The organism is Candidatus Paceibacterota bacterium (assembly GCA_041661265.1).
GTDB lineage: Bacteria > Patescibacteriota > Minisyncoccia > JAHIHE01 > JAGLIN01 > JBAZUT01.
Genome location: JBAZUT010000002.1, coordinates 211,742 through 234,763, shown reverse-complemented (window position 1 = coordinate 234,763; position 23,022 = coordinate 211,742). Strand labels below are relative to the sequence as shown.

The 23,022-nt window shown below is 41.6% G+C and carries 18 protein-coding genes; all 18 read left to right on the top strand.

The window, feature by feature from the left end; translation table 11 throughout:
* Window positions 1-44 precede the first annotated feature (44 nt).
* The 18 genes from recG to WC788_02540 all read left to right on the top strand — a co-directional run bounded on the left by recG (window position 45) and on the right by WC788_02540 (window position 22,931).
* Window positions 45-2,144: an ATP-dependent DNA helicase RecG gene (gene recG, locus WC788_02625; protein MFA6096500.1), complete on the top strand. Its 2,100-nt coding sequence runs from the start codon at window positions 45-47 to the stop codon at window positions 2,142-2,144.
* Window positions 2,145-2,481: 337 nt separating this feature from the next.
* Entirely contained in the window at window positions 2,482-2,673 is a 192-nt protein-coding gene (locus WC788_02620; protein MFA6096499.1) for a hypothetical protein, read from the top strand.
* A 196-nt stretch (window positions 2,674-2,869) separates the two neighbouring features.
* Window positions 2,870-3,076 carry a hypothetical protein gene (locus tag WC788_02615; GenBank protein ID MFA6096498.1) on the top strand — a complete coding sequence of 69 codons (207 nt, stop codon included), beginning with the start codon at window positions 2,870-2,872 and terminating at the stop codon, window positions 3,074-3,076.
* Between the two features lie 8 nt (window positions 3,077-3,084).
* Window positions 3,085-4,164: an FISUMP domain-containing protein gene (locus tag WC788_02610; GenBank protein MFA6096497.1), complete on the top strand. Its 1,080-nt coding sequence runs from the start codon at window positions 3,085-3,087 to the stop codon at window positions 4,162-4,164.
* Between the two features lie 87 nt (window positions 4,165-4,251).
* The gene (locus WC788_02605) at window positions 4,252-7,002 is read left to right on the top strand and encodes a valine--tRNA ligase (GenBank protein MFA6096496.1); all 2,751 of its coding nucleotides are present in this window, start codon (window positions 4,252-4,254) and stop codon (window positions 7,000-7,002) included.
* A gap of 65 nt (window positions 7,003-7,067) precedes the next feature.
* A complete protein-coding gene (locus tag WC788_02600; protein ID MFA6096495.1) occupies window positions 7,068-7,655 on the top strand; it encodes an Hsp20/alpha crystallin family protein in 588 nt (195 codons plus the stop codon).
* Between the two features lie 22 nt (window positions 7,656-7,677).
* The gene (pilM, locus tag WC788_02595) at window positions 7,678-8,775 is read left to right on the top strand and encodes a type IV pilus assembly protein PilM (GenBank protein MFA6096494.1); all 1,098 of its coding nucleotides are present in this window, start codon (window positions 7,678-7,680) and stop codon (window positions 8,773-8,775) included.
* A gap of 112 nt (window positions 8,776-8,887) precedes the next feature.
* Entirely contained in the window at window positions 8,888-10,648 is a 1,761-nt protein-coding gene (locus WC788_02590; protein MFA6096493.1) for a GspE/PulE family protein, read from the top strand.
* 105 nt (window positions 10,649-10,753) lie between these two features.
* Window positions 10,754-11,146 carry a response regulator gene (locus tag WC788_02585; protein MFA6096492.1) on the top strand — a complete coding sequence of 131 codons (393 nt, stop codon included), beginning with the start codon at window positions 10,754-10,756 and terminating at the stop codon, window positions 11,144-11,146.
* Between the two features lie 65 nt (window positions 11,147-11,211).
* Entirely contained in the window at window positions 11,212-11,583 is a 372-nt protein-coding gene (locus tag WC788_02580) for a four helix bundle protein (GenBank protein MFA6096491.1), read from the top strand.
* 40 nt (window positions 11,584-11,623) lie between these two features.
* Complete coding sequence (locus WC788_02575; GenBank protein ID MFA6096490.1) at window positions 11,624-12,700, top strand: type IV pilus twitching motility protein PilT; 1,077 nt, start codon at window positions 11,624-11,626, stop codon at window positions 12,698-12,700.
* A gap of 366 nt (window positions 12,701-13,066) precedes the next feature.
* Window positions 13,067-13,435: a prepilin-type N-terminal cleavage/methylation domain-containing protein gene (locus WC788_02570; GenBank protein ID MFA6096489.1), complete on the top strand. Its 369-nt coding sequence runs from the start codon at window positions 13,067-13,069 to the stop codon at window positions 13,433-13,435.
* 108 nt (window positions 13,436-13,543) lie between these two features.
* Window positions 13,544-13,666: a hypothetical protein gene (locus tag WC788_02565; protein ID MFA6096488.1), complete on the top strand. Its 123-nt coding sequence runs from the start codon at window positions 13,544-13,546 to the stop codon at window positions 13,664-13,666.
* 147 nt (window positions 13,667-13,813) lie between these two features.
* Complete coding sequence (locus WC788_02560; GenBank protein MFA6096487.1) at window positions 13,814-15,163, top strand: phospholipid carrier-dependent glycosyltransferase; 1,350 nt, start codon at window positions 13,814-13,816, stop codon at window positions 15,161-15,163.
* 146 nt (window positions 15,164-15,309) lie between these two features.
* Window positions 15,310-15,720: a type II secretion system protein gene (locus WC788_02555; protein ID MFA6096486.1), complete on the top strand. Its 411-nt coding sequence runs from the start codon at window positions 15,310-15,312 to the stop codon at window positions 15,718-15,720.
* A 262-nt stretch (window positions 15,721-15,982) separates the two neighbouring features.
* Entirely contained in the window at window positions 15,983-21,427 is a 5,445-nt protein-coding gene (locus WC788_02550; protein ID MFA6096485.1) for a PxKF domain-containing protein, read from the top strand.
* Between the two features lie 234 nt (window positions 21,428-21,661).
* A complete protein-coding gene (locus tag WC788_02545) occupies window positions 21,662-22,591 on the top strand; it encodes a prepilin peptidase (protein MFA6096484.1) in 930 nt (309 codons plus the stop codon).
* Between the two features lie 46 nt (window positions 22,592-22,637).
* Window positions 22,638-22,931 (top strand): four helix bundle protein, encoded by a 294-nt coding sequence (locus WC788_02540; GenBank protein ID MFA6096483.1) that lies wholly within the window; start codon window positions 22,638-22,640, stop codon window positions 22,929-22,931.
* Window positions 22,932-23,022 lie beyond the last annotated feature (91 nt).

Below are 23,022 nucleotides of genomic sequence, written 5' to 3'. Positions count from 1 at the left end.
GTTTGGTAGAATTCATATGTTGAATACTATCTTCTATTATTAATATGCTTACCCTCAAAACGCCGATCAGCAAACTTCCCATGGTCGGTCCGATCTATCTCGGAAGGCTCCGCAAGGTCGGGATCGAAAAAGTTGAAGACTTATTATTCTACTATCCTTTCAGATATGATGACTTTTCCGATGTCAGGAAAATTTCCGATGTCGGCATCGGGGAAACGGTCAGTGTCGCGGGAAAAATAATAGACATAGAGAACATCCGGACCCGCAGGAGAAGGATGTTTCTCACCCAAGCGATCGTGGAGGACGACTCGGGGGCGATCAAGGTGGTCTGGTTCAATCAGCCATACATTGCGGACAGTCTCAAAAAGGGAGTGAATGTAAGCCTGAGCGGAAAGATAACTTTTGCGAAAGAGGAACTCCAGCTTTCGAATCCCGCCTATGAGCTTCTGGGAGGCAGACCGTCTCTTCACACTGCGCGTCTTGTTCCGGTCTATCACGAGACGGAAGGCCTTTCATCGAAATGGATCCGCGCGCACATCAGGCCGATCATGCCGCTTGTTGAGAAAATTCAGGAATTCCTTCCGAAAGAGATCATAGACAGGCAGAAGCTCTTCAGCCTGAAAGAAGCAATCAGAGAGATCCATTTTCCGGCGGATCCGGAAACGGCAAAAGCGGCCAAGAGGAGACTGGCATTCGACGAGCTTTTCATGATCCATCTATATCTCGCTTTGCAAAAAAAAAGGTGGCAGCAGAATAGCGGCGTAGGGATGGAATTTTCGAATGAAAGAGAGGAGGAGGTTAAGAATTTCGTCTTGAGCCTTCCTTTCAAACTGACGGATGCGCAAAGATCTTCTTCTTGGAGTATCATCAAAGATCTTGGAAAGAACAAGCCGATGAACAGGCTTTTGGAGGGGGATGTGGGATCGGGAAAAACCCTTGTGGCGCTTATCGCGGCGCTTTTTGTCATAAGGTCCGGCTATCAGGTGGCTTTCATGGCGCCGACTGAGATCCTCGCGCGCCAGCATTATCTTGAGGCGGTCAGGAGATTCGGAAAAAACGGCATTCGTCTCGCGCTTCTGACGGGGAGTGAAAGCAAACTTTTTGACGGAAAAGAAAAAGAGCTTCCGAGCGGTGCGCTGATAAAAGAAATTCAAAGCGGGAAAATAAAATTACTGATAGGCACGCATGCGCTGATCCAGGAAAAAGTGAGCTTCAAGGATCTCGCGCTGTCGATCGTCGATGAACAGCATCGGTTCGGAATCGACCAGCGAGCGCTTCTTCAAAAAGAGATCCTGGGCATTCATGATGGCCTGAAAACCGTTCCTCATCTTCTTTCGATGACGGCGACTCCCATTCCGAGGACTCTGGCGCTGACGGTCTATGGCGACCTGGATTTGTCGATCCTGAACGAAATGCCGAAGGGAAGGCGCGAGATAATAACAAAGCTCGTCGCGCCGGGAAACAGGGATCTGGCATATCAGTTCATTCGCGATCAGGTGAAAAAAGGCAGACAAGTCTTTGTCATATGTCCGCTGATCGAAGAATCGGATGTTCTTGAAGTGAGATCTGCAACGGAGGAATATGAAAAGCTCAGAAAAAAAATATATCCCGATCTTGCGATAGGATTGCTTCACGGAAAAATGAAGCCGAAGGAAAAAGAATCGGCCATGAAGGATTTTACGTCGGGAAAGACCGATATCCTGGTCTCGACTTCGGTCGTCGAAGTCGGGATCGATGTGCCGAACGCAACGGTTATGCTGATCGAAGGATCGGACAGATTCGGGCTAGCGCAGCTCCATCAGTTCAGGGGCAGAGTGGGGCGCGGGGAGCATCAGTCATTCTGTTTTCTCTTCACTGATTCGACTTCAGGGGTTGCTCACAAGAGGCTCAAGGCTCTGGTGAAGTGCAACAACGGATTCGAGCTTGCCGAGAAAGACCTGGAGATGAGGGGTCCGGGAGAATTGGTGGGAGTCCGGCAGTCGGGGCTTCCGGATCTTGCTATGGCGTCACTCTCCGATACGGAGCTAATAAAGATCGCCAGGGATGAAGCGATAGCGCTTATTGAACGGGATGCGGATGTTTCAACTCATCCGAAACTTGAAGAAAGACTGAAGCAATTCAAAGAAAAAGTGCATTTTGAATGAATTGCGAGGTTTTACTTTAATATATGGAGATAATAAATAACCCTGACATTTGTTCGTCAGGGGTGGCACATGCCGCTTTGAATGCATATATTCAGTGCCCATTTATGCGAGCTGACTGAGTTTATATCAATATATATGAATATAAATGATATAACCATCAGTAATTGTATTGCTCCGCATATATAGATCACCTTTTCTAATATTGTCGTAGTCTCAGCCTCCTTGTTAATTTCTACATCATAACACATAATAATTATAATGTCAACATAGAGAATTGGCATTGATGGGAAAAATAGCATATAATTCAATTGTGCAATAATAATTAAAAGTCAAAAGTATGTTCAATATGTTCAAGAAAAAGCAACAAAAAGACCCGGTATGCGGCATGGTTGCCGATGAAAAGTTTATTTCAAAACATGGCGAAAAATTTTGCAGTGTAAATTGCCTAAAGGCGTATGAAGCGAAAAAGCAAAACAAGAAAACAGAGGGAGGTCATTCAGGAGACAAGGATTGCGGATGCTGCGGATAGATGTTTTGCGTGGAATACAGCTTGAGGGTGCAACTTTTTTTATTTCTTTCGATATGATACAATTCATTCAGGAGTTTAATCATAGATGGAGGCGCTGGGCCGGATGATTTTTGTTGCGAGAAGCAAGAATGATGTGGGAATCAGGAGCGGGGTTTATATTTGATTCCAGCGGAAATAATCTCTAAATTATAAAAATATGACCGATGAGAAATTGACTCAACTGGTGAAGGAATTCCTGAGTGGAAACAGTATCGATGACGGTCTGAAGGACTATCTTGCGAAAAACGGATACGTTTTTGCGAACGAGGAAGAATGGAAGTCGATGCTGAGGCCTATAGTCGGTGAAATGGGAGTGCCGGAAGATCTGATCGAGGAGACTATTCGCGATACTTTTGAAGATTAATCAATATTATGTCTGACACATTAGAAACAAATAAGATCGGCGAGGCTGAAACCGACCAGATCATCAATGAACCCGAAAGAGGGAACAAAAGCAAAATAGCTGTGTTTATTGGAATTGTCTTGATCGTGGCGGGAATTGCCGCTTCCTATCTTGTGTATTTTACGAATACTGGTACAGAATTCAAGCTGCCGGATGAGAGTGCGCCGGTCGTGGAAGAGGAAAAAGTTGAAGAGAATAAGATCGATAAAGCGCTGGACACGGATCAGGATGGGCTACCGGATTATCTCGAGAAGATCATCGGAACGGATGAAAATAAGTTTGATACGGATCAAGACAGCTATAGCGACCTGGTCGAAATAAAAAACGGATACGATCCATTGACGGATAAGAAATATTTCGCTGAAGAATGGGCGGCGATTAAGGAGAAGATAGAGGCGGCAGATGCGAAGTTGTATCAGCAGGAATTCGGAATTACTGTTTCAAATTCTATTACAGAAGCAGGGTCTTTTGTTTGTGGTGCGACCACCGTCAGGGATATAGATAATAATATTTATAATACGGTAAAGATCGGTGATCAGTGCTGGTTAAGGGAAAATCTTAAAGTTACAAAAAATCCGGCGGGCGAAGCAATCACTCGCTATTGTTATAATGACGATCCGAAGATTTGCGAAACCGATGGCGGGTTATATGAGTGGAACACGGCTATGAACAGGTCCATTTTGGAAGGCGCTCAAGGAATCTGTCCCGATGGCTGGCACGTCCCAAAAGACACCGAGTGGTATATTTTGGAAAATAATCTGAAAGATCCGGTTCAAAGTTGCAATGCTAACAGGGCCGGTGAGTTTGATTGTGATTCGGCCGGGACAAGGTTTAAGTCCGGCGGTGATAGCGGTTTTGAAGTTGCTCTCAGCGGTTCTCGCGGAGTTGATGGTTCATTTGTCTTCCGAGATTCGCTCGTTGATCTATGGTCATCCAAAGAAGAAAGCAGCTCTCATTCATGGCTCAGATCTTTGAATTCCGGTTCCAAGATCGGTCGTATCTCGTTTGTTAAAACAATAGGTTCTTCCGTTCGCTGTCTCAAGGATTAGCTTAATGATGTCAAAGCTCAAATTCAGACGATTTGAAGTTTGGATTTGAATTGACTCCAGGCTTTATTATTTGAATTAATTAACTTTATGCCAGAAATACCGAAAGCGTATAATTCCAGGGAGGTGGAAGATAAAATTTATCAGAAGTGGGAAGAGTCCGGTTGTTTCAATCCGGATAATTTAAATTTGCCGAAAAATGCAAAGAGCTTTGTGATTTCCATGCCGCCGCCGAATGCGACAGGCGTTCTGCATTTGGGACATGCCTCAATGCTCGCATATCAGGATCTGATGATAAGATATCACAGGATGCTTCAGGACAACACGCTGTGGCTTCCCGGGGCCGATCACGCTTCAATTGCGACACAGACCAGAGTTGAAAAGCTGATCGCAAAAGAAGGGAAAACGAAGTATGATCTCGGAAGGGAGAAATTTCTGGAGCGCGTCGACAAATTTGTGGAAGATTCAAGGCATACCATCAAAAACCAAACCAAGAAAATGGGGTCTTCATGCGATTGGTCGCGAGAGAGATATACTCTTGATGACGGGCTGTCTCGCGCCGTTAAAGAAGTGTTTCTGAGGATGCATAATGACGGGCTTATATACCGCGGGGACCGGATCGTGAATTGGTGCCCGAGATGCGAATCTACGTTGGCCGATGATGAAGTCGAGCATAAAGATCAGAAAGCAAAATTGTATTATTTCAAATATTCGAAGGAGTTTCCGATCACGATCGCAACGACGCGCCCCGAGACGAAATTAGGAGATACGGCAGTAGCGGTCAATCCAAAAGACGAGAGGTACAAATCCTATATCGGGAAGACGTACAAGATCGATCTTGGAAATGGAGTTCACAAAATAAAGATCATCGCAGACCATGAGGTTGATATGGATTTTGGAACAGGGGCATTGGGCGTGACGCCCGCACATAGCATGACTGACTGGCAGATGGCGGAAAAAAATGATCTTGAGATCATAAAGATCATCGGAGAGGACGGAAAGATGAAAAAAGAGGCCGGAAAGGAATATGAAGGTTTAACGGTTTTGGAGGCGAGAGAGAAGTTCGTAAAATATCTTGAAGCGAACAATCTGATCGAAAAAGCCGAAGAAGCCGAGCAGAGTTTGAGCATTTGCTACCGCTGCGATACCCCGATCGAACCCTTGCCGTCAGAACAATGGTTTGTGGATGTGGATAAGAAAATAACCATAAAAGGCAACAAGTATTTCAAAAACAAGTCATTGAAAGATGTCGCGATCGAAGTTGTGAAAAACGGCGAGATAAAAATAATCCCGGAAAGATTTGAAAAAACGTATTATCACTGGATGGAAAATCTCCGTGACTGGTGTATTTCGCGCCAGCTTTGGTTCGGGCACAGGATTCCGGTGTGGTATAGAAATAAGTCAAAAGTTAAAAGTCAAAAGTCAAAAGCGGAAGAAACTATAAATTCAAATGAAAAGGAAATCTATGTCGGGGTGGAAGCGCCGAAGGGGGAAGGCTGGACGCAGGATTCGGATACACTTGATACATGGTTCTCATCCGGTATTTGGACATTCTCGACTTTGCTTGATCAGGATCATGTCAAATATAAAACTTTTGAAGATTGGGTCAATGGAAGTCCGGATCTGAAGAATTATCATCCGACAAGTGTTATGGAAACGGGATATGACATTCTGTTCTTCTGGGTCGCCAGGATGATCCTCATGACGACATACACGCTGGGAGAAGTGCCTTTTGAGAATGTATATCTTCATGGAATGGTCCGGGATAAGGAGGGAAGAAAGATGAGCAAGTCCCTCGGGAACGGCATCGATCCGATCGAGATGATCGAAAAATACGGTACGGATGCGCTGAGACTGAGCATGATCGTTGGTTCAAGCCCAGGAGGGGATCTCAGACTTTATGAAGAGAAAATCGAAGGTTATAGAAACTTTGTAAATAAACTCTGGAACATTTCAAGATATGTCTTAATGTCTGTGGAAGATGTAGATGTTAGTACGCAAAACATAGAATCAAACGCCAAGACATTGGCTGATAGGTGGATATTGGAACATTTGGAGTATCTGAAAGATATAGTCAATGATTCACTTGGCCATTATTCATTTTCTTACGCAATCGACAGTGACAACGGCATCAGATCCTTTATGTGGGATAAATTTGCCGATTGGTATCTGGAGGTTTCCAAGATACAGGGCAAAAACGATGCGATATTAATCTATGTGCTTGAGAATCTTCTGAAGCTTTGTCATCCATTTACGCCTTTTGTTACGGAAAAAATATGGCAGGAGATGGGAAAGAAAGGCCTGTTGATGATCGAGAAGTGGCCGGAAAGTAAAGTGCGTGCGGAACCTACGAAGACGAATATTAATTTTGACATGATACAGGGAATTGTGAAGGGCATAAGATCGGTTAAAAATGAACATGGAATTGCTTTAAGAGAAAAGATAGACGCTATAATAAATACCGAGACCAGAAAAGATTTGACGAGTGAAGATATTAAAATTATTGAAGCCAATGAAGACATCATAATTGGCCTGGGCGGTCTTAGGGGTGTGAAACTGGAAAGCGGTGCTGTGAAGCCGGAAGGATGGATTCATTTTGACTACAGTGTTCCGGTATATGTAAAAATAGGAGATTCTATCGATGTGGCGAAGGAAGCTGAAAAGACAAAGAAGGAAATTGAAAATATAAATAATTATATCGCTCAGATAAAAAATAAACTGGATAACAAGAAGTTTGTTGATAATGCTCCGGCGAATATCGTAGAAAAAGAGAGGGAAAAGCTGAGGGAGAGCGAGGAAAAGCTCCGGAAGATGGATGAAAAGCTCAAATCCTTGTTGTAATTCCAGAAAGTGTTATAATATTGTTAGAATTGTTATTACTGAATTAATAAAATAAAAATAAAAGCATGACCAAACAAAAGAAGTCTTTTTTGGACAAGATAATGGGAACGGAAGGTGAAACTGAAGATAAGGAAATTTTGAATAAAGATGAATCAGGATCGGATCCCGTTGTTGCGGAAGAGGGTCTTGGTGAGGACGTTTTGAATAAGGAGCTTGAAAATCAGATAAAGGCTGAAGAGCAGAAGGAGGTCAAAAAAGATGTGCCCGTTGATGCTTCGAAAAAGAACTGGTTCAAGGATAAGGATGCCCCTTCCAGCGAAGAAGAGGGGCAACTGACAATTGATGTATTTCAGACAAAGGATCATATAGTCATAAAATCGATAATCGGCGGAGTCAGGCCGGAAGATCTTGATATCGCGGTTACGGCCGATATGGTTACGATCAAGGGCGCAAGGCAGAATCCCGACGAAGTGAAGCCGGATGATTACTATTATCAGGAATGCTTTTGGGGAAACTTCTCCCGTTCCATAATACTTCCTTGCGACATCAGGTCGGACGAGGTTGAAGCCAAGATGAAAAACGGCATATTGACCGTCAGGCTTCCGAAAATAGAAAAAAATTCTTCAATGAAGATCCAGGTCAAGGAAGAGTAGAAATAATATTTAATTTTTATCGATGTTTGATTTTCTAAAAAAGAGATCCCCGAATTATCTGGGAATAGATATCGGGACAACGGGAATAAGACTTGTTGAGCTTGCAAAAAATGGTTCCAGGCAGAGCCTCGTTAATTATGGACACCTTGAAAGCGAGGATTATCTTTCGCTTGGCGGAAGCGTTGGAAACAAGAAACTTGTCGATAATACATATTTATCTCACGATAGGATAGTGAAGGATCTCAGGGAAGTGATCGCTGCGATGGCAATCGATGCCAAAAAAGTGTCCATGTCGATCCCGATCTCTTCAGCTTTTTCATCGGTTATCAGCCTTCCAAGCATTGGAGAGGATGAAATAGATAAGGCCGTAAATTTTGAAGCCAGAAAATATATTCCCATACCCCTTGAAGAGGTTAATTTCGGATGGAGCCTTGTGTCTTCCGGGGGCGGTGTTGCCGGCGATAAGAATGCCAAAAGAGGAGTAAAGGTGCTTCTTGTAGCTATTCCGAAAGATATCACAATAAAATATTCGAACATCACCCAATCGTTGAACCTTGAGCTGATATCGCTTGAAACGGAATCATTTCCCCTTGCAAGGTCTTTGGCTGACGGGGAAAAGGGAGTATTTACGATATGCGATATAGGAAGCAAGACGACAAGCATTACTATCGTTGAGGATGGAGTGGTTCTTGCAAGCCACAGCGTGTCGAACATAGGCGGCCTGGAGATCACTAATATATTGAGCCATGGTTTTAATATAGATCCGAAAAGAGCGGAAGCCTTGAAGAGAGATATAGGTTTGAAATTCTCCGGAGCGGATAAGAAGGTATCGGAGATCATGATGCCGATCGTCAGCGTGATCTCGTCTGATATCAAAAAAATCAATGAGACATATACGAGGGATTACAAGAAAGAAATAGACAAAATAATATTGACCGGAGGGTCTGCGAGCCTTCCCGGGATCGTAGAGTTTTTAAAAAATGACCTTAAGGTCGGTGTTGAAATAGGGGATCCGTGGAAGAATATATCGTTCGATGAAAAGTTAAAGCCAAAGCTTGCTGAAATCGCGCCACAATTTTCCATTGCAGTGGGACTTGCCCTGAGAGGATTTGAAAAATAGCTTGTTAGCTTATTAGGTCGCAGCTTATTAGTATCCGAGATACTGTCAGCGGCTAACGTTTCCTGAAAGGCTAAGAAGCTAAAAAACTAAAAAGCTAAGAAGCTAATCAAGCATGACAAACGAAATTGACATAGGAAAAGCATATGATTTCCTGGACACGAAGAAGCTTATGGACAAGAAAGATCTCGCTGAGGCATATAAGCGGGCGAAGGGCGCAAATTTGGATTTTTTTAATGTTTTGATAGAAGGCAAAAAGATCGAAGAAGAAGCGGCTATTAAGTTAAAGGCCGAATTTTTGAATATTCCATATATAAATCTTAAGGATTACCCTATCGAGAAAACAGTGCTCCAGGAGGTTCCTGAGAAGGCCGCATTGTTCTATAAGATCATACCCTTCGAAAAGAAGGGAAATGATGTGAAATTTGCAGTTGTTGATCCGTTGAATATCGAGACCATTGACGCGATCAAATTCATTTCGGCCCGCAGGGAAGTCATAGCAAAGACATTTCTTGTTTCTGCCGGCGGTTTCAACACGGCTGCGAAGCAATATAAAACCCTGAGCGATGAGCTTGCGGCGGCGCTTGAAGGCGTTGACAAGAAGATAGGGGCCAAGGAGAAGGAAACGGAAGTAGAACAGGAGAAAGAAGTAAGCAGAATAGTTGAAGAGGCGCCGGTGAGCAAGATCGTCGACATAATCATTTCGCATGCGGTTGAGGGAAGAGCGAGCGATATACACATCGAACCTACGCAATCGGAACTCAGAGTGAGATACAGGCTTGATGGAATTCTGCATGATAGCCTGATACTTCCGAAAAAGATAAGCGCTGCTGTTGTTTCCAGGATAAAGATCTTGTCCGATCTCAAAATAGACGAAACGAGAAAACCGCAAGACGGAAGGTTCAGATTCAATCTGTCGGAGGGCGGCAGTTCGGCAAAGAGTGTTGATCTCCGTATTTCCACTCTTCCCACGGTTAATGGAGAAAAAGTCGTAATGCGTATCTTGGATACATCGAGCGATATAAGCAGTCTTGAAAATCTTGGCATATGGGGAAGGGATCTGAAAGTCATCAATGACAATATAAACAAGCCGTTCGGCATCATACTCATTACAGGGCCTACCGGTAGCGGCAAGTCAACCACATTGTATGCAATATTGAAGATGCTGAATGAAGAAGGAGTGAATATAATAACTCTCGAAGATCCCGTTGAATATTATCTCGAGGGCGTGAATCAAAGCCAGATCCATGCGGAGATCGGTTATTCGTTTGCGTCGGGACTCAGGTCCATTCTCAGGCAGGATCCTGATATAATAATGGTCGGAGAGATCAGGGACAAAGAAACGGCCGAACTTGCGACACATGCCGCTCTCACGGGACATCTTGTTCTTTCCACTCTGCATACGAATAATTCCATCGGTGTCGTCCCCAGGCTTATTGATATGGGCATCGAGCCGTTTCTGATCGCATCTTCTTTGAATGTTGCCATAGGACAAAGGCTTGTGAGAAGAATATGCAAATATTGCAAGGAAGAGGTGAAACCGAAGGCGGGAATAGAGGAAATAATGAGAAGAGAGCTGAAAGAGGTTCCTGCGGAGCAGATAAAGGACATAGACCTCAAGGCGCCGCTTAAACTTTTTAAAGGAAAAGGGTGCAAGGAATGCAAAAATTCCGGAACAGTGGGAAGGGTCGGCATATACGAAGTGCTTTCTATGACGCCGGAACTGGAATCGACGATATCTGCCAAGATCACCGATACCGAGATCTCCAAGGAGGCAAGGAGGCAGGGGATGATAACTATGAAGCAGGACGGTGTTATAAAGGCGCTCAGGGGGGTAACGACTATTGAAGAAGTGTTCAGGGCAACGGAGGATTAGAACATGAATTATGAATTATGAATCATGAATTATGAATCATGAATTATGAATCATGAAGGAAATTTATTCCTGATTCTTAATTCTTAATTCTTAATTCAAAAATCTATGGATGAAAACAAGAAAATAAAGGTATTGATAATCGAAGATGATTCGTATATTTCCGACATGTACAAGATCAAGCTGGAATCTGATAATTTCGAGGTCGTTATTGCCGAAGACGGAGTGATAGGACTGAAGCAGCTTGAAAAATACAAGCCGGATGTGATTCTGCTTGATGTGGTGATGCCGAAAGTGGACGGTTTTAGCGTTCTGAAGACCATAAAAAACAACAGCGAGATAAAAAATATTCCGGTAGTGATGTTGACCAATCTCGGCCAAAAGGACAATGTGGAAAGAGGGTTTGAACTGGGGGCCAGCGGATATATAATCAAAGCTCATTTTACGCCGTCGGAAGTCGTTAAAAAAGTGAAGGAGATATTGGAGAAGGAGAAGAAATAAAATAGCATGAGAGATATTGGATATTAGATACTGGATATAATAAATTACAAATCAAAAATTTACCCATGAGTAGTAATTACATATCTTTGGGCGAATTGGAGCCCTATAAAACATCCGTAAAGATCAGTGAGAAATGCTGGCAAATATACGAGAAACTGAATTGGCAATTGAAGAAAGTAATCGGAGACCAGTTCATAAGATCAATTGATTCAATGGGGGCAAATGTGGCTGAAGGATATGGCAGGTTTCATTATTTAGACAGAATAAAATTTTACTATAACGCGAGAGGTTCGTTATTCGAAGCAAAACATTGGCTGTTGCTGTTGAAAAAAAGAAAGATAATTTCGGAAACACAATTTAACGATTTATTAACTGATCTGGAGTCTTTTCACAAGCAGCTTAATGTATTCATAAAAGCATCCTATCCGAAAGAATAATATCCAATATTCAATATCTAATATCTAACGACCATTATCCATGACGAACATAAGATCAAAACAGGAGATCGAAGGACTAATGTATGTTACTGCGCAGGAAGGCGCTTCCGATCTTCATTTGTCGGTAGGCTGCTATCCGATCATCAGGATAGATGGCAGGCTTGTTCCGCTCACAAACAAAGAGATGCTTTCGCCGAAAGTGACCGAAGAGCTCATTTATTCGGTTCTTACGGAAAAACAGCAAAAAGAGCTTGAAGCGAACAAGGAGATCGATTTTTCATACGATCTTGAAGGAAAAACAAGATTCAGGGTGAACGTTTTTTATCAAAGGGGATATCTGAGCGGGGCATTCCGTCTTATTCCTTCAAAAATAAAGACACTGGAGGAGCTCAGCATACCGAACAATGTTTATGATTTCATCCAGCCTTCGCAGGGCTTCGTGCTTGTTGTGGGTCCGTCCGGCCATGGGAAATCAACGACGCTGGCGGCTCTCATCGACAAGATAAATCATGAGAGATACGATCACATTATAACTGTTGAAGATCCGATAGAATATGTTTATACGCAGGACAGGTGTATCATCAACCAGAGGGAAGTGCACACCGATACAAAGTCCTTTGCGAACGCTCTCAGAGGAATTTTCCGTGAAGATGCGGACGTCATTCTTGTCGGAGAAATGAGAGACTGGGAGACGATCAGCACAGCCGTAACTGCGGCTGAAACGGGCCATCTTGTTTTTGCAACGCTCCACACCAACAGCGCCGCGCAGACGATAGACAGGATCATCGACAGTTTTCCGGCGAATCAGCAGAATCAGATAAGATCTCAGCTTGCTGCTAATCTGCTTGGAATACTGTCGCAAAGGCTCATTCCGAAAATCGGAGGAGGAAGGGTTCCTGCGATCGAGATAATGGTCGCCAATTCGGCAGTAAGGAATCTGATCAGGGAAAGCAAGGTCCATCAGCTTGATCTGGTCATCAATACGAGCGCAGATGACGGGATGGTGTCGTTGAACGGATCGCTGTCCGAGCTTGTGAAAACGGGTGCGATATCGATGGAAAGCGCAGAGGTCTATTCAACAAATGTGGACGACCTCAGAATGCTGCTGCAAAGATAAACAGACAATTGCTCTATTGCCGCATTGTTCCATTGTTCTTGTGTTTCTGCAGTTTGCTATTCCGGAACCCCGATATTCATCGGGATAAATTCCGCGTAGCGGAGCGATAGAATCCCGTGTCTCGCCAATGATGCGACATGCTATCGATTGCTGTTCTCCGCAGTATGACAGTTTTCGACGGAGCAAACGAGGTTAACGAAGCTTCAATACGTCAAAATGTTCACATGTTAATGTGCTAAAATGTTAACGTGATTTAGGGTTTTGTTGTGCTGTTTTTGAGAATAGTGTATAATAACAAATGTGGATATAAATAATCAGTTTTTAAATAAAAAACTATAACTTTTTAATCGAAGGGAGGTGAAATAAATGTCAACTCTAAATAAGAAAGGTTTTACTTTGATCGAACTCTTGGTTGTCATCGCCATCATCGGTATATTGGCGGCTATCGTTCTCTCAAGCTTGAGCACTGCGAGAAAAAGTGCTAAGGTCGCTGCTTTCAAGGCTGAAACATCGGGAGCAATTGCAGGTTTTGTAGCAAGGTGCGATTATTCTACGATTATCGTTCCTGCTTCAACTATGGATACGGATAACACGGATTGGAGCATTGTTCAAGTTCAAAGCTGCGATAAAACAGGAAATGGTACGTTTACCGTCTCTGCTCATGCATTTGGTGGAGCTTGTGATGCTGTTGTAACTGAAACAGGCGCATCTTTCTCAGGCGCAGATTGCAAATAGTGCACAAAAGTTTATTGGAATTTAAAACAGATAGATCGCTATCTGTTTTAATATGTGATTGTAAATAGGCGGAAAATGATGTAAAATTTAATTATGCGTAAGCTCGCAATGAACATGAAGATCAATGTCTGTGAGTTGCGAAATAGCCCGTTTATTACACTTAGGACTTATGTGTTTGATGTCATCCTGAGCGAAGCCCAGCAGGGCGCAGCCGACCGCGTGCCGCCTTAGCTTTAGCGGTGGAGCAAGGATCCCGTACATAAAAAAACATTGCTATTCCACGGGATTCTTCATTACGCTTCGCTTCATTCAGAATGACAAAAAGAAGCAAACGCGTAAGTCCTAATTCAAATAAATTAATCAAAATAAGTCAATAATGTGAAGATCAGATTTTTTCCTGCCTATGAAAAGTTAGTCGAATTGAGTTTAGTGTTCTCGTTAATCTTATTGGGTTTTATCAATTTGGCAGTATATAAATTGAATCATCACGTTACTTTCCCCAATGTCGATGAAATGCTCTGGTACATAAGATCGAAAGTGTTTTGGGATAAGATCCTGGAATTGGATTTCTCGGGACTGATCCAATCGGCGCAGCCGGGAATTACGGTCTATTGGTTTACCGGTTTTTTGGTGGCGTTTATCCCCAAGGACGGTGTTGCTTTCAGTCTTTTAATCAATATATTCAAAGCATTCAGAGAGCAAAATATCAATTATAATAATTTTGTAAATCTCAACAACGCCAATACTTATGCCTTTTATCAAGATACGAGTTTTTTGTTCAATGCCCCATTATTTCTTTTGCTGACCATTTTTTATATCTTGTTTTATTTTCTCCTCAGAAAGATCGGGTTCAACAGGATAATTTCGGGCTTGTCGCTGCTTCTGCTCACGACAAACATGTATCTCGCATATTGGACGACGCCTGCCGACAAAATGCTGGTTATATTCTCTGTCCTGAGCCTGCTTACTTTTCTGGTTTATATGGATCAGAAACCGAGGAAGAAATATTTGGCACTATCCGCGATATTCGGAGCATTGGCCGTTCTCTCAAAGATCTCGGCGTTATTCATTATTCCTTTCTTTTTCTCAGCTTATGTGTTCTATGTTTGGCCATTGAATATTGCCAAGGTGAAGATTATATTGAAGGATCTATCGATCTGGGCTTTGATCTTTTTTATCGTCTGTGTCGTTTTTTTGCCGACAATAGTTGTTTTTCCAGGCGAGGTGTATAGCTTGATCTTCAGGCCAAGCACGGTATATGAAACGAATTACGGCATTGCCGCATATGTGAACAGAACGGACGCCTTTTCTGAAGTTTTTGGCATGATATCAGCTTCGTCGATAGTGAGATCTCTTGTTCTTTCTTTCGTTTTTTCAGCGATAGTGCTATCGGTTTCCGTCCCATACAAAAAATATCGAAAGATCCTTGATTTTACACCTTGTAAACACACTATTACAATAACAATCTTTATTTTGGCCTTTATACTGATGGTGACGCTGGTCAGCAAAAATCACGATATCAGACAGATGTCCCCGGCATTTGCGATGTTGAGCATTGTCGTTGCAGTGGGCGTATATAATGCCATTGGTATAATAAAGAAGCGCTTGAATATTCAAAATGAATATATCTATTTGCTAGTAATTTCTTTGATAGCCGGCATCCAGTTGGCGTCAATTTTCCATGGAGGGTCTTATGTCGGGGCTATTATATTGCGTTATATCGGTTGATTTGATATTGGATCGCCCATAATTTAGAAAAATATTCATATTTAAAAGAAGCAGATGGAAGTTTTATCTATCTGTTTCTTTTTTGCCGGTATGCTATAATTAATACGTATTTAATGGTGATAAGACGCAGCTAATATCTTTATTCAATGAAGTCCATACGGCAACAAAGAGGATTTACGCTTATCGAACTATTGGTAGTTGTCGCTATTATTGGAATTCTGGCTGCGATCGTTCTGGGCAGTTTAAGCGAAGCAAGAAGATCTGCAAAAGACGCAGTAATAAAAGAGTCGATTTCCGAGGCCATAAAAGACGCAGCGTTATTTGCAGATGCAAACGGCGATTGGGACGGGTTTTGTGCTGATCCGGAGTTGGTCGGTCCCGGAAAACTTGCAGATCAGGTCGTGAGAAATGGCGGAACATTCCAATGCGGAAGCACTGCAGACGGTTTTTGTGTTTCTGCAACTTTAAATATGGGGGTAAATATATGCAGCGATGAATATAGGGCGATCAAAGAGGGATTTTTGTGCACGGCTGCAGATGATATTGCGTGCGATTAATCGGAATCATACTGAATATTTATTGATAAACAAATATTCAGAAAGAATTGTTTAAGTGGAACTCGCAAATTATTATCTTAATATAGAAGACAGAACCATTTCGGTTCTGCTTTTCATTCACACAGAACATTGCTATATTATCTGAGTGGACAGATCTTTCAATGTGGAGTATATGTGTAAATATTGACTTAAATCTGTAAGTATGTAATATAAAAACAAGAATATAACTAATAATAACAACAAAACTGATATGCAAACAATAATGAATAGAAAAATTGTCATAATTCTAACAGTATTTTTTTTATTCGGATTTGCGGGTAATTCAAAAGCTGCAACTAATGTTGGTGGAGATATTGCAAGCAATACTACTTGGAGCTTAGCGGGGAGTCCTTATGTAGTTAATGGGACTTTAAATGTTAGAGGGAGCGCTGTTCTTAATATTGAGCCGGGCGCAGTGATCAAATTTTCTTCTCCGGAAAGCGCGCTTGAGGTTTGGGGCGCCCTGAATGCTATCGGTACTCCGGAAAAAAAGATCATCTTTACTTCGATCAAAGACGATACCTATGGCGGCGACACGAACAATGATGGCAATGCCACCTCTCCGGCACCTGGAGACTGGGGATATATCAGGGTTACCGGGGAACAAAGCCCATATCATTATCCCGGCGTTGGAAATTTTGATAATGTAGTCGTCAGATATGGTGGAGCAAACACTTCTTATCCAGGCAATGTCTATGGCTACAGGCCTGTTACATTTTCATTCAAGAACAGCACGAGCGAATACAGTTCAAGTAATGGAGTTTATGTTTATGCAGGAAATCCTGAGATTAGCGGCAATGCTTTCAATAACAATATCAATGGTTTTTCTGCGAGCGGCGGGCTTCCCAGCGTAACAAATAATACATTCAACAATAATACCGATTATGCCTCTTATCTTTCAGGTGTAGCGATATCCTCATATAGCGGCAATAGTGGAAGTGGCAATGGAAAGAACGGACTGGGCGTGTCCGGGACGGTCTATTCCCCTAGGACATGGGGAGCAACAACAGCGTTTCCATATATAATTTTGGATGGCGGAATAAGCATTCACTATGCCTCCGGTTCGAACTTAATGTTAGAGCCGGGCGCAGTGATCAAATTTTCTTCTCCGGAAAGCGCGCTTGAGGTTTGGGGCGCCCTGAATGCTATCGGTACTCCGGAAAAAAAGATCATCTTTACTTCGATCAAAGACGATACCTATGGCGGCGACACGAACAATGATGGCAATGCCACCTCTCCGGCACCTGGAGACTGGGGATATATCAGGGTTACCGGGGAACAAAGCCCATATCATTATCCCGGCGTTGGAAATTTTGATAATGTAGTCGTCAGATATGGTGGAGCAAACACTTCTTATCCAGGCAATGTCTATGGCTACAGGCCTGTTACATTTTCATTCAAGAACAGCACGAGCGAATACAGTTCAAGTAATGGAATGGGATTTTATATGGTTGCAGGCAAAGAAATAATCGGGAATACTTTTAATTCAAATCAGACCGGAATTGAGTTATATTATTCCAGCGGGAATCAATTCTATTATAATAATTTTGTAGATAACACTAACAATGTTTATGAAACTGGTAGTGGCAATATGTGGGATAACGGAACTAAGGGAAATTATTACAGTATCTTTGATGAAGAAAGCGAAGGCTGTAGCGATGTTGATAATAATGGGATATGTGACGCACCCTACTCAATTCCGAGCGGCATTGATCATTATCCGCTAACGACTCTATATGGCACAACGTCTCAATCGCCGGCCTTGACTGTCGGTGCGGGTGCTGTCAGTGATGAGATCAAAAATGCTTTTATTACAGCTTATGTGAGAAATGGCGGAGAAGCATTTCTGGGAAAGCCTATATCTACCGTAGGGGTGCATAACTCAGGCTATTATACTCAGGAATTTCCCGGGGTGTCGGGAGCGATGGGCGGAGTAATCATGTATAATCCGGAAGAAAGCATTAAAGCCGCTTTTTATATTCATGGTTTAATTTGGATAAAATATAATGATTTGTCGGATAAGTCTTTACTCGGCGCTGTTACGGAAGACGAGAGGGATGCTGCTGTGTCTCCGGCGGGAACTGTGGGAAAATACAGTAAGTTTGATAAAGGAACAATATATTATATTGATCTGGTAAACGTTTTACATCCTAAGCCGAATCAGGCTTTGATTGTTTATGACGCTATTGATGATCTCCATGCTTCCATGGGAGGAACAAATAGTTTTCTGGGATTTCCAATTATAGATCAAGAAGAAAGGGATGGCCGTGGTTATGCGGAATTTGAAGGAGGTCATATTGGATGGGACGGAAGCAAATATAGAATATATTTTACGCCTGAGATATTTGTTGCAAACACTGAGGCCGATGAGGAAAAGTATATTACTGAAACTGGAAAACAGGTGAATTTCAGCACAGATCCATATATAGGTTTTGGGAATGGCATGACCTATGAGTGGGATTTTGGTGATGGTATAAAAGTGCAGGGAAAAAATGTTTCGCATAATTTCAGTCAGATGGGAGAATATAATGTTAGGCTTGTGGTGAAAAACGATGCCGGAGATTTGAGTGAAACAGAAAGCATACGAATTTTAGCAGTACGGGAAATAATTAAATTTAGAATAATCCCCGCAAATTTTCCCGATGGAAGCTTGCCGGAAATATCACCAGTGGAAATTGACGAGCTCATGAAGGGTGTTCAGGATTATTATCTTGAAACGTCATACAAAACCTTATTTATAGATTATACATCAGAAGATTCTATTGATTTGCCTAATGCAGTAAGCCATTATGGGAAGATACCCGACGATGATGGTACCTTAATCATTGAAGCATCTGATAAAATACTTGAATCGGGCAGACCGAAAGATAGAAGCACCATTCTTATTTTAAATAATAGTATAACAAGGGCATTTACTAGTGAAGCTGCGATTTTTAACGATCCGTTCGCGCCATATATTGTCATTGATGGAAATGATATCGCAGGAACAATCGCTCATGAAATTGGACATTCTTTGGGATATCTTTCAAGATATAGTCAAACCTACAAAGATTCACAATCACGAACTGCACTTCTTCCTGATTTTTATGGGGACAAGAGCAGCAAAGGAAATATTTATTGGTGGGGCCTTATGGGTAGTGGTAATGAAGTTAAGCCCATTGTTCATTTTTCATCGTTTACTAAAATGTTACTTGGCTGGCTTGAAGCCCATCAAATTGACTATGGAACTATTCAACTGGAGCCGTTGGAGAAAAGTATGTTTGGGGGCAGGGCTTACATATTTCAGATAAATAATAAGCTTTCATATATTGTTGAGGCAAGGGATCTGCCAGAAAACAATAAAGTACTTTCATTGAATAATGTAACTCTTGAGGATGGGGTTGCTATTTATAAAGTAGAAAATATTGATTTTTTTAATGGTTCATTGAACGATTGGGAAAACTGGAAAATGAATTTTATCCTACGAAATGAAGGCGCTAGTTTAAATATTTTACCGATGGATGATCCGACATTATCTTTTACCGTACCAAATTCTACTGAGTACATTGATATTTTGCATTTGGTAAAATTTAGACTTTCGTCCGTTTCCACTGATCCAATTTATACGCCAACAATTGCCATCGAGGTGCCTGTTATGGAGGCAGCTGATCTTAAGGGTGCAGCCATTCAAGATATTAAGAATAGAATACAGCAAGATATAATACCATGGTATTGGCTTCAAGAATCCGATGGCAATCCTACATATCCCGATCTGGATCTCCATGCATATTCTTCTGATGGAAAACATATCGGTATGAATTATGAAACCGGGATTTATGAAAATGAGATTTTAGGTTCTTATGCTTCAGGCGATCTGAACGGCGGAGAAGAATGGATCTTTGTACCGAAAGATATTCAGGTAACATATCAAGTAAGCAGCTTTGATGTTCAAAAATATCTCGAAGAAAATCCCGATGTGGATCCGGCAGATGTGACGATCGAATATTCCGCTTCGTCAATTGAATATGGTGAAAATCCCGGGGTCGTTGATCTTCCCGATGGCACTCAGCTGATAACTGGCAGAACCGTTATTGAATCGCATGGTCTTTCAATAGGATCGGGAGAAACAAAGTTAGTTGATGTTGAAAAACCGACAACGACAGTTTCGATGTCCGGTACCCCCGGAAACAATGACTGGTATACTTCAGATGTGCGGGTAAGTTTGTCGGCGGTTGACAATGGGGGCGGTTCGGGGGTCAAGGCAATCGAATATAGTTTTGATAATGTAATATGGAATGTATATTCTATGCCATTCAGTTTAGCTGACGAAGGCATAAAAACTTTATATTATCGCTCCAGTGATAATGCTGGAAATATTGAAGAATTTCAAACTATAGAAATTAAAATTGATAAAACTGCTCCCGTGATCACGGGTGTTGCAACAATATTACCGAACGATAAAGGCTGGTATAGTACCGCTATCACTATCCATTTTGATTCTTATGACCTTGGATCGGGCATAGATACAGCAACCGTCGATACCGTAATTTCAACGGAAGGCGCCGATCAGTTTGTGTCGGGAATTGCTACGGACAAAGCGGGGAACAGTTCTGGCTATACTGTTTCAGGAATAAATGTAGATAAAACAAAACCTACATTAAATGCTACTCGTACGCCTGAGCCAAATTCAGATGGTTGGAATAATGTGGATGTTACGGTACATTTTGATTGCAATGATGCAAATTCGGGTGTTGAGTTGGTTTCGGAAGATAAAATAATAAACACTGAAGGCTCTTTACAATCAGAGGAGGGAACTTGTCTTGATGTAGCGGGTAATTTCAGTAAAATTGTTGTGGACGACTTAAATATCGATAAAACTTTACCTTTGATCACGGGTGTGGCAACAACATTGCCAAATGAGAATGGTTGGTATAATGACAATGTGACTTTGCACTTTGAGGGTTCGGATCTGCTTTCGGGAATATCGACAATGACGCCAGATACTTTAATTAGCACTCAAGGCGATGGTCAGTCGATTACCGGCGTTGTTGTGGATATGGCAGGGAACAGTTCCAGCTATACTGTTTCAGGTATCAATATAGACAAAGCGATGCCACAAATATCGATCAATTCTCCACAAGATCAGGCTGTCTATATTGTAAATCAAAATGTTGTCGCGGATTGGTATTCGCTTGATAGCCTTTCGGGTCTTGATTCTGTTATTGGGACTTACCCGAGAGGGGCGATTATTGACACTTCTTCGGTCGGGCTTAAAACATTTACTGTTACATCCAAAGACAAGGCGGGTAACATTCTGATGAAGACTATTACTTATTATGTTCAATATCGTTTTGGCGGTGTCCTAAATCCGATGAGGCAGGATGGATCGAGTGTTTTCAAGCTTGGTAGCGCTGTTCCTGTTAAATTTGAGCTCAAGGACATTAACAATAACTATATACGTGATGCAAAGGCTTATCTTTATGTAATCAAGGTGAGCAATGTGGTTGCCGGAACCGAAGAAGCGGTTTCTGTAGGCGAAGCCAATGATGGGAATCAGTTTAGATATGATTCGGTTAGCAACCAGTACATTTTCAATCTGGCAACTAAATTATTATCTGTAGGCACATGGCAGATAGGAATTAAGATGGACGACGGAACGTTTAAATATCTGAATATCGGATTGAAATAAAGCCTTAATGTCATAAATATTACGAAATCTCAAAACCGGGAATCAGAAATGATTGCTGGTTTTATATTAATTTTGTGTGTTTTGTGATTGTCTATTTCGTGATATAATCATGTTAGTTAATATCAAAATTCTGTTTTTAATACTCAACTTGTCGTATTTTTTTTGAAATAATGTTATATGATCGCTGTAAATGCAATTTATCGAAAATTTGGAATTCAATAAAAATTAAATGTTATGTTTCTAGCTTATTCATATATCTTCATTTTAGGCCTGATAGTGGGCAGTTTTTTGAATGTTGTGATATTCAGGCTTGAGAACGGATGGAAGATCGTGAATGACAGGTCCAAATGCATGAGTTGCAAGCATGTTCTTTCGCCCGCAGACCTTGTTCCTGTCTTTAGTTTCATCGCACTTCGCGGAAAATGCAGATATTGCAAAAAAAAGATATCATGGCAATATCCGATCGTAGAAATCGCGGCAGGAGTGCTGTTCGTCATGATTTTCAATTATGTATTACGGATTAATGGATTAATGGATTATAGCCTCATAAGCGACTTTCGACTTTCGACTTTCGACTTTCGACTATTTTTATCGTTGATTTATTACCTGATAGTCGCTTCGAGTCTGATCGTCATATTCGTTTATGATCTCAGACATTATATCATTCCGGATGAGGCTATTCTGGTTGCCGTTATTGCGGCGATCGTTTACTATATCTCCATCGACAGCACGCTTCAGTTCATGGTGGCGTCGGGTCTTGGGAGCGTTTATCAGTTTGACAGTGGCGGAGACTTTTTGATCGGTTTTTCGAATATGATCGATTTTTTGCTGCTGAATTCCATATTTATCAATCATTTATTCGCAGCCTCTGTCTCATTCACTTTTTTCTTTCTGATCGTATTTTTCACGAAAGGGAAAGGGATGGGGGGCGGGGATGTGAAATACGGTTTTCTGATGGGGTTTATCATCGGATGGCCGATGATCACGCTTGCAATTCTCATTTCTTTCATCATAGGTTCTGTGTTCGGAGTGGCGCTGGTGCTTTTGAAAAAGAAGGGAATGAAAAGCATGATTGCCTTCGGTCCGTTCCTTGTTATAGGCACACTTATCATGCTATTTTGGGGAGAAAAAATAATGAGGTGGTATCTGGGAAATATAGGTTAATTGTAAAATTTATAATTATCAATTTCTAATTTCTATTGAATTTTCAATGAATCAATTATCAAGTTCTAAAAATAAAGAATATGACCTTGAGGAAAGAACGGCGAAGTTCAGTGAGGATATAGTAGAATTTATAAGAACCATTAAGAGGGATGATGTAAATCGTACTATCGTTGTTCAATTAGTTCGGGCAATAACTTCAATTGGTGCAAACTACTGCGAAGCTAACGCTTCCAGCTCTAAAAAAGATTTTCGAAATAAAATCTATATTTGCAAGAAAGAGGCAAATGAATCAAAATACTGGTTGAGGATACTGGCGAAGTATCATCCTGAGCTAAAATAAAAAATAAGAAATTTTTGGAAAGAAGCTCATGAATTTCACTTAATTTTTCAAAAGATCACAAATACCATGGATAATAAAGTTTAGAAATTGA